The organism is Pseudomonas sp. A6, from assembly GCF_052367875.1.
Lineage (GTDB): Bacteria > Pseudomonadota > Gammaproteobacteria > Pseudomonadales > Pseudomonadaceae > Pseudomonas > Pseudomonas citronellolis.
On record NZ_CP198970.1, the window covers coordinates 6,783,011 to 6,794,931 of the forward strand.

The window sequence follows — 11,921 nt, forward strand, 5'->3', positions numbered from 1 at the left end:
CGCGCCCCCACCCGCGCGGCGGTTCCTCCCTGGCCCGGGGCGGCGGGGCCGCCCCTGTGCCTCACTTGCCGGTGATCATCGGCAGGTTCAGGCCCTGTTCCTTGGCGCAGTCGATGGCGATCTGATAGCCGGCGTCGGCATGGCGCATCACGCCGGTGCCCGGGTCGTTGGTCAGCACGCGGGCGATGCGCGCGGCGGCTTCGTCGGTGCCGTCGCAGACGATCACCATCCCCGAATGCTGCGAGAAGCCCATGCCCACGCCGCCGCCGTGGTGCAGCGACACCCAGGTGGCGCCGCTGGCGGTGTTCAGCAGGGCGTTGAGCAGCGGCCAGTCGGACACGGCGTCGGAGCCGTCCTGCATGGCTTCGGTCTCGCGGTTCGGGCTGGCCACCGAGCCGGAGTCCAGGTGGTCGCGGCCAATCACGATCGGCGCCTTCAGCTCGCCGCTGCGGACCATCTCGTTGAACGCCAGGCCGAGCTTGGCGCGCTGGCCCAGGCCGACCCAACAGATGCGCGCCGGCAGGCCCTGGAAGCTGATGCGCTCCTTGGCCATGTCCAGCCAGCGGTGCAGGTGGGCGTCGTCGGGGATCAGTTCCTTGACCTTGGCGTCGGTCTTGTAGATGTCCTCGGCGTCGCCCGACAGCGCGGCCCAGCGGAACGGGCCGATGCCGCGGCAGAACAGCGGGCGGATGTAGGCCGGGACGAAGCCGGGGAAGTCGAAGGCGTTGGCCACGCCCTCTTCCTTGGCCATCTGGCGGATATTGTTGCCGTAGTCGAAGGTCGGCACGCCCTGCTTCTGGAACTCCAGCATGGCCTTCACGTGCACGGCCATGGACTGCTTGGCGGCCTTGACCACGGCGGCCGGCTCGGTCTGCGCGCGGTCGCGGTACTGCTCCCAGGTCCAGCCGATCGGCAGGTAACCGTTGAGCGGGTCGTGGGCGCTGGTCTGGTCGGTGACCATGTCCGGGCGCACGCCGCGGCGCACCAGTTCCGGAAGGATTTCGGCGGCGTTGCCCAGCAGGGCGATGGAGATGGCCTTGCCTTCGGCAGTGTACTTGGCGATGCGCGCCAGGGCGTCGTCCAGGTCCTTGGCCTGTTCGTCGACGTAGCGGCTGCGCAGGCGGAAGTCGATGCGGCTCTGCTGGCACTCGATGTTCAGCGAGCAGGCGCCGGCCAGGGTCGCGGCCAGCGGCTGGGCGCCGCCCATGCCGCCCAGGCCCGCGGTCAGCACCCAGCGGCCCTTGAGGTTGCCGGCGTAGTGCTGGCGGCCGGCCTCGACGAAGGTTTCGTAGGTGCCCTGGACGATGCCCTGGCTGCCGATGTAGATCCAGCTGCCGGCGGTCATCTGGCCGTACATGGCCAGGCCCTTGGCGTCCAGTTCGTTGAAGTGTTCCCAGGTGGCCCAGTGCGGCACCAGGTTGGAGTTGGCGATCAGCACGCGCGGGGCGTTGGCGTGGGTCTTGAACACGCCGACCGGCTTGCCGGACTGCACCAGCAGGGTCTCGTCGTCGTTCAGTTCCTTGAGGGTGGCGACGATCCTGTCGTAGCACTCCCAGTTGCGCGCGGCGCGGCCGATGCCGCCGTACACCACCAGTTCCTTGGGGTTCTCCGCGACTTCCGGGTCGAGGTTGTTCATCAGCATGCGCAGCGGGGCTTCGGTCAGCCAGCTCTTGGCGTTCAGCTGGGTGCCGCGCGGGGCGCGGATTTCGACGTCGCGGAATTTGCTGGATTCGGTCACGGCAGGCTCCTTCAAGGCAGTCTTGGGCTCGGATGCGAAAGCCGGGGCGCTCGGCTTCCGGCAACGGGATTCGGGTTGGGCATCGGTGCAGGAAGCGGTGCCGCCTGTCACGTATATGCTTGTACATACAAGTATAAGCAAAGGAAAGGCCAAGTCCCCCGCCGGGCGTTTCGGGCGCGGTGGAAATAGAACTCAACCGATTGATTTAAAAAGGATTAATAGAAGACTTCGTACAGCGGAGCGGGTCCAGGAAGGCAGCTACATCTGGCGGGCACGCGCACCAGAACGGTGATCGCCTGCTCCATTTCGTAGCATCCGGTAACGCCTCGCCGTTACAGCTCGCCTCATTTACAGGGGGTGCCGCTACCCTTCCTTATTTCCCAGCGGGGGACGCCGCGCCCCGCTCTCGCGCGCAGGCATGGCGTCGGCGCAATCCGGTCCGACAGAATGGCTCGCTTATTGCTCATACTTGTATATACAGGAATAGATAGTCTCGCCGCCGAGTGCGGTAACACTCCGGAACACGGGAGCCGTCATGTCCGAAACCCTGCAGATCACCCCCGGCCAGTTTTCCCTCGACCAACTGCGCGCCATCCACCAGCGGCAACCCGCGCTGCAACTGGATGAAGCCTGCCGCGCGAACATCGAGAACAGCGCCCGCACGGTCAGCCAGATCATCGCCAACCAGCGCACCGTGTATGGCATCAACACCGGCTTCGGCCTGCTGGCGCGCACCTCCATCCCCGAGGATTCGCTGGTCACCCTGCAGCGCAACCTGATCCTCTCGCACTGCACCGGCACCGGCCCGTTGCTGGACGACGCCAGCGTGGCGCTGATCATGGCGCTGAAGATCGGCTCCCTGGCCCGCGGCTTCTCCGGCGTGGGCATGGCGGTCATCGATACCCTGCTCAAGCTCTACCAGGCGCGCGTCTACCCGTGCATCCCGTCCCAGGGCTCGGTGGGCGCCTCCGGCGACCTGGCGCCGCTGGCGCACATGTCCTCGGCGCTCCTCGGCGTCGGCCAGGTGCGCCACCAGGGCCGCGTCATGGAGGCCAGCGAAGGCCTGGCCATCGCCGGCTGCCAGCCGCTGGTGCTGGGGCCCAAGGAGGGCCTGGCGCTGATCAACGGCACCCAGGTGTCCACCGCCCTGGCCCTGCGCGGGCTGTTCGCGGCGGAGAAGCTGTTCGTCTCGGCGGTGGTCGCCGGCAGCCTGACGGTGGAAGCGCTCAAGGGCTCCTACGTGCCCTTCGACGCGCGCATCCAGGCGGTCCGCGGCCAGCCCGGGCAGATCGACGTGGCGGCCTTCTACCGCGAGCTGCTGCACGACAGCCAGATCAACCAGTCGCACATCGACTGCAAGCGCGTGCAGGACCCCTACTCGCTGCGCTGCCAGCCCCAGGTGATGGGCGCCTGCCTCGACCACCTGCGCTTCGCCGCCGGCGTGTTCCTGCGCGAGGCCAACGCGGTGTCGGACAACCCGCTGGTGTTCAGCGCCGACGGCGACGTGCTCTCCGGCGGCAACTTCCACGCCGAGCCGGTGGCCATGGCGGCCGACGTGCTGGCCCTGGTCATTGCCGAGATCGGCGCCCTGTCGGAACGGCGCATCGCCCAGCTGGTGGACCCGGCGCTGTCCGGCCTGCCGGCGTTCCTGGTCAAGGAAGGCGGGCTCAACTCCGGCTTCATGATCGCCCAGGTGACCTCGGCGGCCCTGGCCTCGGAAAACAAGACCCTGGCCCACCCGGCCTCGGTGGACAGCCTGCCGACCTCGGCCAACCAGGAAGACCACGTGTCCATGGCCACCTTCGCCGCGCGCCGCCTGCAGGACATGGCCGGCAACAGCTCGGCGGTGGTCGCCATCGAGCTGCTGGCCGCCGCCCAGGGCGTGGAATTCCACGCGCCGCTGCAAAGCTCGCCGCAGCTGCAGGAAGTGCTGAAGATGATCCGCGCCCAGGTCCCGGCCTACGAGCAGGACCGCTACTTCGCCCCGGACATCGCCGCGGCCCGCGCCTGGGTGGAGGAAGGCACGCTCAGCCGCTGGCTGGATTACCCGCGGCTGTACGGCTGATCGGACGACGTTGGCGTTCTACGCCACCGCAGACGTGGCCCGCGCCTACACCGCCTTGCCGAGGTGCTCTTCGTAGGATGGGTTGAGCGAAGCGATACCCATCACCATGGCGCGATGGGTATCGCAGGCTCAACCCATCCTACGGGGTGTCGTGTTTGCTGGGCCATGCCCGCGAAAGCACCTGCAAGGCGCTTCTCCCACTAACGAAAAAGGGCTCCCCCGGCAGTCTTTTCCCTCAGCGTGATTCGAGTTCGATCACGCAGATGTCGGCACTTCCCGCCACGCTCAGCCGCCACTCCCGCAGCCGCTCCTCGCCCTCGGCAAGCAGCGTGTCATGCAGCCCCAGCACAGCAGCGGCCCCGCCATCCTGGCTGACGTGAACCCCCTCGCCCGCACTGAACAGCAGCACGGTCGAAGCGCTGCTGAAGAAGTGCGCCTCACCGCCCACCCGCAGCCACTGCAGCCGCGCGCGGTAACGCGCGGGCGCATAGATCAGGTTGAAGTCGCGGATGGCGCCGCCGAGCAGCTCGCAGTCCACCGCGCTGGCGCCATCGAAGGCGAAGGCGTCCAGGGCGCGCAGCTCGCGGGACGGCTCGCCATCGACGGTCAGGCGCATGCCCTCGCCTTCCAGCACGGTGATCACCCGCTGGTAACCGCTGAAGGCGGAGAACGGCCCCGGCGCGCCGACGTCAGCGATCGACAGACGCCAGCCGAAGCCCTCCAGGCCGTCGCCGGCGTCGCGGAGGATTTCGCGGGTGCTGCCCGCGCCGTTCTTCCAGGGCATCACCGGGTAGTCGGCGGCCCGCAGCAGGCGATGGTTCATGAAGAGAAGCGTCCTTCCAGGCGATAGCGCGAGCCCGGGTAGAGCAGGCGCGCGCTGGTCACGGTGTTGCGCCCCGACCAGGTGCGTCGGCGGATCATCAGGCAGGGCTCGTGGCGGTCGATGTTCAGCAGCCTGCATTCCTCGGCATCGGGCAGCACCGCCTCGACCACGTGCTCGCCCTCGCTGAGCGGCGCCACCTGGGTGAGGTAGGCGAACGGCGTCTGCCCGCTGAAGTCCTGCTTGAGGTAGTCGGGGGCCACGGCGGCATTGACGTAGCGGTCCTCGATCTGCACCGGCACGTCGTTCTCGAAGTGCACGATCAGCGAATGGAACACCCGCTGGCCTTCGCGCACGTCCAGCGTCAGGGCTCGCTCGGCGCTGGCCTTCTCCTCTTCCAGGCGCACCACCACGCAATGGTGGCGATGGCCGCGCGCCTCGATTTCCTCGGCTATGTTCTGCACCTGGAACAGCGCCGACTGGCCCTTGGGTTCGGCGACGAAGGTGCCGACACCCTGCATGCGCACCAGCAGGCCGTCGTTGGTCAGCTCGCGCAGGGCGCGGTTGATGGTCATGCGGCTGACGCCCAGCTCGCTGACCAGCTCGCTCTCCGAGGGCACCCGGTGGTGCGGCGGCCAGGCGCCGGACTGGATCTGCTGGATGATCATCTGCTTCACCCGCGCGTACAGCGGGGCGGGCAGATCGCCCATCTGCGAGGCCAGCGAGGAGCCCTCCGCGGGCGGGGTGGGCGTGGACGATGCGGGCACGGGGGTACTCCTTGTCGGGGCGACGGTGGGCAGTGGCGGGAAGGCAGCGGCGCGATGCGCTCTTGTCCTCCGGCATGTACCGGAATCGACCGGTGCATACAAGTCCCGCGGCGACCGCCGGGCACGTCTCGTAGTTTACGGCCATCCTAAACGTCTGTATATGTATATACAAATTCGAAGAGCCCTGCGAGGACCCCAGCATGCCTGCCCTGTTCGCCGAACACGCCCTGCTCCCCAGCGGCTGGGCCCGCGATGTCCGTTTCGAGGTTGCCGCCGACGGCCTGCTGACGCGGGTCGAGGCCAACGCCAGCGCCGAAGGCGCCGAGCGCCTGCGCGGGCCGGTGCTGCCGGGCATGCCCAACCTGCACTCGCACGCCTTCCAGCGCGCCATGGCGGGCCTGGCCGAGGTGGCCGGCAACCCCAACGACAGCTTCTGGACCTGGCGCGAGCTGATGTACCGACTGGTCGGCCGCATCACCCCGGAGCAGTTGCAGGTCATCGCCCGCCAGCTGTACATCGAGATGCTCAAGGCCGGCTACACCGGCGTCGCCGAATTCCACTACGTGCACCACGACCTGGGCGGCCAGCGCTACGCCGAGCCGGCCGAGCTGGCGCTGCGCGTCAGCCAGGCCGCGCGCGAGGCCGGCATCGGCCTGACGCTGCTGCCGGTGCTGTACAGCCATTCCGGCTTCGGCGGCCAGCCGCCCAGCGAAGGCCAGCGCCGCTTCATCAACGGCACCGACGCCTACCTCGAACTGATCCACGGCCTGCAGCCGCGCCTGGCGGCGCAACCGGCGCAGCGCATCGGCCTGTGCTTCCACTCGCTGCGCGCGGTGACGCCGCAGCAGATCACCGAGGTGCTGGAGTCCGACAGCAGCGAAGGGCCCATCCACATCCACATCGCCGAACAGCAGAAGGAAGTCGACGACTGCCTGGCCTGGAGCCAGCGCCGGCCGCTGCAGTGGCTGTACGACAACATCGAGGTGGACGAGCGCTGGTGCCTGGTCCACGCCACCCACGCCGAGCCCGACGAAGTCGCCGCCATGGCTGCCAGCGGCGCGGTGGCCGGCCTGTGCCTGACCACCGAGGCCAACCTCGGCGACGGCATCTTCCCGGCGGTGGACTACCTGGCCCGCGGCGGGCGCCTGGGCATCGGCTCGGACAGCCACGTGTCGCTGAGCGTGGTGGAGGAACTGCGCTGGCTGGAATACGGCCAGCGCCTGCGCGACCAGAAGCGCAACCGCCTGTACCGCAGCGACCAGCCCAACATCGGCCAGACGCTCTACGAAGCTGCCCTTGTGGGCGGCGCCCAGGCCCTGGGCCAGCCGGTGGGCGAACTGGCCGCGGGCCGCCGCGCCGACCTGCTGGTGCTCGACGGCAACGATCCCTACCTGGCTACGGCCAAGCCCGAGACCCTGCTCAACCGCTGGCTGTTCGCCGGCGGCGACCGCCAGGTGCGCGATGTGATGGTCAACGGGCAGTGGGTGGTGCGGGAGCGCCGGCATGCGCTGGAAGAGCAGAGCGCCGGGGAGTTCGCGGGGGTGTTGCGGGAGTTGTTGGGGTAGGGCGCTCCGTGCTCGGCACCGAGCAGCCTGGGGCCGAGGTCAAACGGCGGATAACGCGGAGCGTTATTCGCCCTACGCCTGGCTTTCGTTGATTGTGGTGTTTGCCGGCAGATTCATCTCCGGGGCAAGCCCTTTTCCCTCTCCCTAACCCTCTCCCTGAAGGGAGAGGGGGCTAGTCCGTGCCGAGAGAAGAAATGGTTTCAGCTGGAAACCACCGGAGCTGCCGGCTGACTCCAGAATCCCCAACCCTGCCCAACGGTCCCCTCTCCCTTCAGGGAGAGGGTTAGGGAGAGGGAGCGGAGGTAAAGTAGCGCACCTACGTTACCGGCAGGCACCGTCCCTCAATTCCCCGCGATCGCGCTGTCCTTACTCCGCCAGATCAGATCGCTCGTGTCATACCCCTTGCGATTGGCCTCGGCCAACAAACGACGCAACGTCGCCGCGGGCAGGCTGGTCTGCCGCGCCAGCAGCCACAGGTGGTCGCGATCGCGGTTGCCGACCAGCGCGGTCTGGTAGTCCTCGTCGACGTAGAGCACCTGGTAGTCGCCGCGCACCACGCCGGGGAGCAGCCGCGACGCCCAGTTATCGAAGCGCACCCAGAAGGCATCGGTGCTGCCCGGCGTCTGCGGGGTGGCCGTGCCGGTCACCTGCTTCCAGTTGCCGTCGGCGGTGCGGCAGCGGTTGAGCAGGCCGATGCTGCCATCGGCGCGCACGTGGTAGTGGGCCTCGGACTGCAGGCAGGCGCGCTGGAAGAACATCGGCTTGCGCGCCAGCTCGTACCAGGTGCCGGCGTAGCGCTGCGGGTCGACCTGCATCGTTTGCGGCCGCTCCTCGGCGTGCCCGGCGCAGCCGCCGATGCCGGCCAGCGCGACGGCGGCGAGCACCCGCAGCGCGGCGTTCATCTCACTTCAGGCCCTGGCCGGAGAACATCAGCACCTTGTCGCCGGCGTACTGCACGCTGATGAAGGTCTTGTCGTCGCCCCAGGTGCAGCTGGACACGCCCAGCGCGCCGGAGCACTCGGTCGGCTTGCCGAGCAGGGCCTCCACCTCGGCCTTGTCCATGCCGGCCTTGAGCCTGGAATAGTTTTCCTGGTTGAGCTTGCTGCAGGCGGCCATGGCGATGCAGACGGCGATCAGGGCGATACGGCGGAAGGACATGGGCAACTCCATTGTCGGATGGTCCATTGGACAAGCGTGGCACAGGCCACGCGAAACGCACCCTTGGAGTCAGAAACGCGAGCCGGGTTCCTTGAGGAAGGCGACTTCCTCGGCGCTGGATTCGCGGCCAAGGATGGCGTTGCGATGGGGGAAGCGGCCGAAGCGCGCGACCACGACGCGGTGGCGCTCGGCGTAGTCGAGGAAATCGGCGAACAGCGCCTTGTCGTCCTCGGCGGCCTGCTCGTGCAGTTCGGCGAAATGCTGCACCGCCTGTTCCTGCTGTGCCAGGTCCTCGGCGTGCTCAAGCACCAGGTAGACGAAGACCCGCTCGATGGGCTGCAACTGGCGGTCCAGCCCGGCCGCAAGACCGCGGCGCACCAGCGCCTGGGCGCGGGCGTCGCCGTCATAGGCGCGCGGCGTGTCGCGGAAGATCATCCGCGGCAACTGGTCCAGCAGCAGGATCAGCGCCAGCCAGCCCTGGGCCGAGCCGGCCCAGTCGGCCAGCCCGCCGTCCAGGGCCTGGCGCACCAGGCCGCCGAAGCGGTTGTCCGAGGCCATGTCCTCGCAGGCGCTCTTGCCGAACCACAGGCCGTTGCGCTGGGCGGCGACGTCGCTGGCGCGCAGGGCGTCGCCGAACCACCAGTCGAGCAACGCCTGCCAGGCGGGTGCCGCGCTCATCAGGCCTGGTGGTAGCCGGTGACGCGCTCGACCTCTTCCTTCGAACCGAGGAACACGGCCACGCGCTGGTGCAGCGAATCCGGCTGGATGTCGAGGATGCGCTGGGTGCCGTTGGTGGCGGCGCCGCCGGCCTGCTCGATGATGAAGGACATCGGGTTGGCCTCGTACATCAGCCGCAGCTTGCCGGGCTTCTCCGGCTCACGGGCATCGCGCGGGTACATGAAGATGCCGCCGCGGGTCAGGATGCGGTGCACGTCGGCCACCATGGAGGCGATCCAGCGCATGTTGTAGTTCTTGCCCAGCGGGCCTTCCTTGCCGGCCAGCAGTTCGCTGACGTAGCGCTGCACCGGGGCTTCCCAGTGGCGCTGGTTGGACATGTTGATGGCGAACTCGGCGGTGCTGTCCGGCACGCGGATGTTGTCGTGGGTGAGCACGAAGCTGCCCAGCTCGCGGTCCAGGGTGAAGCCCTTGACGCCGTCGCCGAGGGTCAGCATCAGCATGGTCTGCGGGCCGTAGATGGCGTAGCCGGCGGCGACCTGCCTGGTGCCCGGCTGGAGGAAGGCCTGCTCGTTGAGGCTGTCGTTCTGGCTCAGGTGCTGCTCGGGGCAGCGCAGCACCGAGAAGATGGTGCCGACCGAGACGTTGACGTCGATGTTGCTGGAGCCGTCCAGCGGGTCGAACACCAGCAGGTAGGCGCCCTTGGGGTACTTGCCGGGGATCTGGTAGGCGTTGTCCATCTCCTCGGAGGCCATGCCGGCCAGGTGGCCGCCCCACTCGTTGGCTTCCAGGAGGATTTCGTTGGACATCACGTCCAGCTTCTTCTGCACCTCGCCCTGCACGTTCTCGGTGCCCATGCTGCCCAGCACGCCGCCCAGGGCGCCCTTGGACACGGCATGGCTGATTTCCTTGCACGCACGCGCCACCACCTCGATGAGGAAGCGCAGGTCGGCCGGGGTGTTGTGGCTGCGGGTCTGCTCGATGAGGTAGCGGCTGAGGGTAACGCGGGACATGGAAGGGCTCCGGGGGAGAGGTAGGAAAAAAACTGCGCGCATTCTAGCGTGGAATCGGCCACGCCGCCTCCCGTACGGCGCGTCCGTCCTGAGGTTGGAGCGCGCCGCCGGTGGTCGGTTCCCTCGTCGCTGCGGCCGTCAGTCGCGGCGGCTTGCTGGCGTACCGGGCTTAGAAGTCCAGGCTCAGGGCCAGGCTCACGCCCTGCTGCAGGTCGTCGTCGCTGCGGTGCGCGCTGTAGCCACCACGCAGCGAGAGTTCCGGGGTCAGCTTCCGGGCGAAGCCCAGGGTCGCGCGCTGCAGGTGGCTCTGCGGGGTGTAGCCCTGCAGGGTGAAGCCGTTGGCCGGCAGGCTGGTGAAGGCCATCCCGATGTTCTGGGTGTCGTCGGCGTATTCACGCTCCACCGCGACTTCGCCGAACAGTTGGGTCTGCTCGCTGAGCGCGTACTTGCCCTGCAGGCCCGCGCCGAGACGGCGGGAGTAGCGCTTCTGCTCGTCGAACGACAGCGAGGTGGAAGCGTTGCCCTCGTCGTAACCGTCCACCTTCACCCGCGCCCAGTCGGCGCTGACGAAGGGCGACAGGTGCCAGGCCTCGCCGCCCTGGGCGATGTCGTAGCCGATCCGCCCGCTGAAGGCGAGCAGGTTGCCATTGGTGTCGCCCTTCTCCTCGACGGTGCGCGGGCCGATGGCGAACTTGCGGTTGGCCTCGTCGTAGTCGAGGTAGCCGCCGGTCACCGCGGCATCGCCCCACCAGCGATCCTGCTGGTACTGCACGAAGAGGCTGCCCAGGTAGCTGTTGAGCTTGTAGTCGGAATCCTCGGCGCCGGCCTCCAGTTTCTGCCGGTAGAAACCGGCGGCGATACCGGCGCGCCAGGCGTCGTCCAGGCGCAGCGAGCCGCCCAGGGTCAGGTTGTAGCCGAAACCATCGCCGCTGGCGGCGCTGTCCTGGTCGTCGTACTCCAGGTGCTGGCCGCCGCCGGTGACGAAGCCACGCCACTGGCCGACGCCCTGCCAGTTCTCCCAGTCGGCCAGCCACTGGCTGCGCAGCTCGTCCTGGTAGGCGCGCAGGGTGCCGTGGGCCATTTCCGGCAGCAGGGTGGCCTCCCAGGGCGCGGACAGCACCGAGTAGGCGTAATCGGCGATCAGCGTCTGGCCGGCGATGGTCGGGTGCACGCCATCGTTGAAGATCAGCTTGGTCGGGTCGGGGCTGCTGCCGTGGCGGCCGTAGACCGGGTTTTCCGGGCAGCTGTTGCCACTGAAGCAGGTGCCCACCAGGTTCTGTCCGGTGGCCAGGCCATAGGCGCCGGGATCGGCCAGCACTTCCTGGAGCATCAGCGGGATGTTCAGCGGGATCACGTTGGCGCCGCTGCTGGCCAACTGGCTGACCAGCTCCTCGTTGAAAATGCCGCTGAGCTGGGTGCCGAAGCTCTGCAGGACGGTGCCGTTGGTGGCCGGGGTAAGGCCCAGGTCGGGCAGCAGCCAGACCATGATGTAGCGGGCGCCGGCCTGGCTCAGGGCCTGGGCGCTGTCCACCAGGCGCCCGGCGGCGGCGCGGGCGGAGGGATCGTCGGTGATGCGGAACTGCAGGAAGTCGTTGCCGCCGCCGGTGAGGTAGTAGAGCGCGTTGGGGTCGGCGAGGCGGCCGACCAGGTAGCCGTCGCGGGTGCGCGTCTGGCCGTTGGCGCTGACCACCGAGCCGCCGGCGGCGGTGATGGAGTCGTAGATCTGGTCGGTGCGGTAGCCGCCCACCGCCCAGTTGTTGCCGTCCGGCAGGCCTTCGGCGGCGTTCACCAGCGAGGTCGAGGGGCCGAGGTCGCCGGCGGCGACGCCCAGCTTGCCGCCGAGGATCATCGCCGCGGTGGGCCCGAAGACCTCGCCGCTGCCGTCCAGATAGGTCGGGCCCACGCGGTTGGTGAAGCGGGTGGAGGCGCCGGCGGGGCCGTCGGCGTCGGGGAACTGGCCGGCGTCGCTGAGGCTGTCGCCGAACACCACCAGGGTCGAATACGGGGAGGGTGACGCCAGGGCCTGACCGGCGATGCCGAGCAGGCAGGCGGCGGCCAGGGGTGAAAGCACCTGTTTGATCATGCGGCTGACTCCATGCTTTTTCTTATAGGTAGAGTGC

General features: G+C 68.5%; 10 protein-coding genes. 2 read left to right on the forward strand and 8 right to left on the reverse strand.

Annotated elements, in window-relative coordinates; all coding sequences use genetic code 11:
- Window positions 1-61 precede the first annotated feature (61 nt).
- Window positions 62-1,738: a urocanate hydratase gene (gene hutU, locus ACTWJ5_RS29815; RefSeq protein ID WP_444437084.1), complete on the reverse strand. Its 1,677-nt coding sequence runs from the start codon at window positions 1,736-1,738 to the stop codon at window positions 62-64.
- Window positions 1,739-2,273: 535 nt separating this feature from the next.
- Between hutU and hutH the strand changes: the two genes are divergently transcribed.
- Entirely contained in the window at window positions 2,274-3,803 is a 1,530-nt protein-coding gene (gene hutH, locus ACTWJ5_RS29820) for a histidine ammonia-lyase (RefSeq protein ID WP_444437085.1), read from the forward strand.
- A gap of 235 nt (window positions 3,804-4,038) precedes the next feature.
- On the opposite strand, the gene ACTWJ5_RS29825 is transcribed toward hutH, so the two are convergent.
- Window positions 4,039-4,626: a HutD/Ves family protein gene (locus ACTWJ5_RS29825; protein ID WP_074985474.1), complete on the reverse strand. Its 588-nt coding sequence runs from the start codon at window positions 4,624-4,626 to the stop codon at window positions 4,039-4,041.
- Window positions 4,623-5,333 carry a histidine utilization repressor gene (gene hutC, locus ACTWJ5_RS29830; protein ID WP_253409194.1) on the reverse strand — a complete coding sequence of 237 codons (711 nt, stop codon included), beginning with the start codon at window positions 5,331-5,333 and terminating at the stop codon, window positions 4,623-4,625. Before hutC ends, ACTWJ5_RS29825 begins: the two co-directional genes overlap by 4 nt.
- A gap of 257 nt (window positions 5,334-5,590) precedes the next feature.
- Here hutC and ACTWJ5_RS29835 point away from each other — a divergent pair, with 257 nt between their 5' ends.
- Complete coding sequence (locus ACTWJ5_RS29835; protein WP_249918515.1) at window positions 5,591-6,955, forward strand: formimidoylglutamate deiminase; 1,365 nt, start codon at window positions 5,591-5,593, stop codon at window positions 6,953-6,955.
- Window positions 6,956-7,296: 341 nt separating this feature from the next.
- On the opposite strand, the gene ACTWJ5_RS29840 is transcribed toward ACTWJ5_RS29835, so the two are convergent.
- The 5 genes from ACTWJ5_RS29840 to estP all read right to left on the reverse strand — a co-directional run bounded on the left by ACTWJ5_RS29840 (window position 7,297) and on the right by estP (window position 11,884).
- Window positions 7,297-7,857, reverse strand: coding sequence for a lipocalin family protein (locus tag ACTWJ5_RS29840; protein ID WP_444437086.1), 561 nt, complete (start codon window positions 7,855-7,857; stop codon window positions 7,297-7,299).
- 1 nt (window position 7,858) lies between these two features.
- Window positions 7,859-8,113, reverse strand: a complete 255-nt coding sequence (locus ACTWJ5_RS29845) for a hypothetical protein (RefSeq protein WP_444437087.1) — start codon at window positions 8,111-8,113, stop codon at window positions 7,859-7,861.
- Between the two features lie 69 nt (window positions 8,114-8,182).
- Complete coding sequence (locus ACTWJ5_RS29850; RefSeq protein ID WP_074985480.1) at window positions 8,183-8,791, reverse strand: DUF924 family protein; 609 nt, start codon at window positions 8,789-8,791, stop codon at window positions 8,183-8,185.
- Window positions 8,791-9,801, reverse strand: a complete 1,011-nt coding sequence (locus ACTWJ5_RS29855; RefSeq protein WP_009613757.1) for a class 1 fructose-bisphosphatase — start codon at window positions 9,799-9,801, stop codon at window positions 8,791-8,793. The genes ACTWJ5_RS29850 and ACTWJ5_RS29855 overlap by 1 nt, the downstream gene beginning before the upstream one ends.
- A gap of 169 nt (window positions 9,802-9,970) precedes the next feature.
- On the reverse strand, window positions 9,971-11,884 hold the full coding sequence (gene estP, locus ACTWJ5_RS29860) for an esterase EstP (RefSeq protein ID WP_444437088.1): 1,914 nt from the start codon (window positions 11,882-11,884) through the stop codon (window positions 9,971-9,973).
- Window positions 11,885-11,921: the final 37 nt, after the last annotated feature.

Coding starts and splice junctions, on each gene's coding strand:
- hutH (WP_444437085.1), top strand. CDS start 2,274: ATGTCCGAAACCCTGCAGATCACCCCCGGCCAGTTTTCCCTCGACCAA.
- ACTWJ5_RS29825 (WP_074985474.1), bottom strand. CDS start 4,626: ATGAACCATCGCCTGCTGCGGGCCGCCGACTACCCGGTGATGCCCTGG.
- hutC (WP_253409194.1), bottom strand. CDS start 5,333: ATGGGCGATCTGCCCGCCCCGCTGTACGCGCGGGTGAAGCAGATGATC.
- ACTWJ5_RS29835 (WP_249918515.1), top strand. CDS start 5,591: ATGCCTGCCCTGTTCGCCGAACACGCCCTGCTCCCCAGCGGCTGGGCC.
- ACTWJ5_RS29840 (WP_444437086.1), bottom strand. CDS start 7,857: ATGAACGCCGCGCTGCGGGTGCTCGCCGCCGTCGCGCTGGCCGGCATC.
- ACTWJ5_RS29845 (WP_444437087.1), bottom strand. CDS start 8,113: ATGTCCTTCCGCCGTATCGCCCTGATCGCCGTCTGCATCGCCATGGCC.
- ACTWJ5_RS29850 (WP_074985480.1), bottom strand. CDS start 8,791: ATGAGCGCGGCACCCGCCTGGCAGGCGTTGCTCGACTGGTGGTTCGGC.
- ACTWJ5_RS29855 (WP_009613757.1), bottom strand. CDS start 9,801: ATGTCCCGCGTTACCCTCAGCCGCTACCTCATCGAGCAGACCCGCAGC.
- estP (WP_444437088.1), bottom strand. CDS start 11,884: ATGATCAAACAGGTGCTTTCACCCCTGGCCGCCGCCTGCCTGCTCGGC.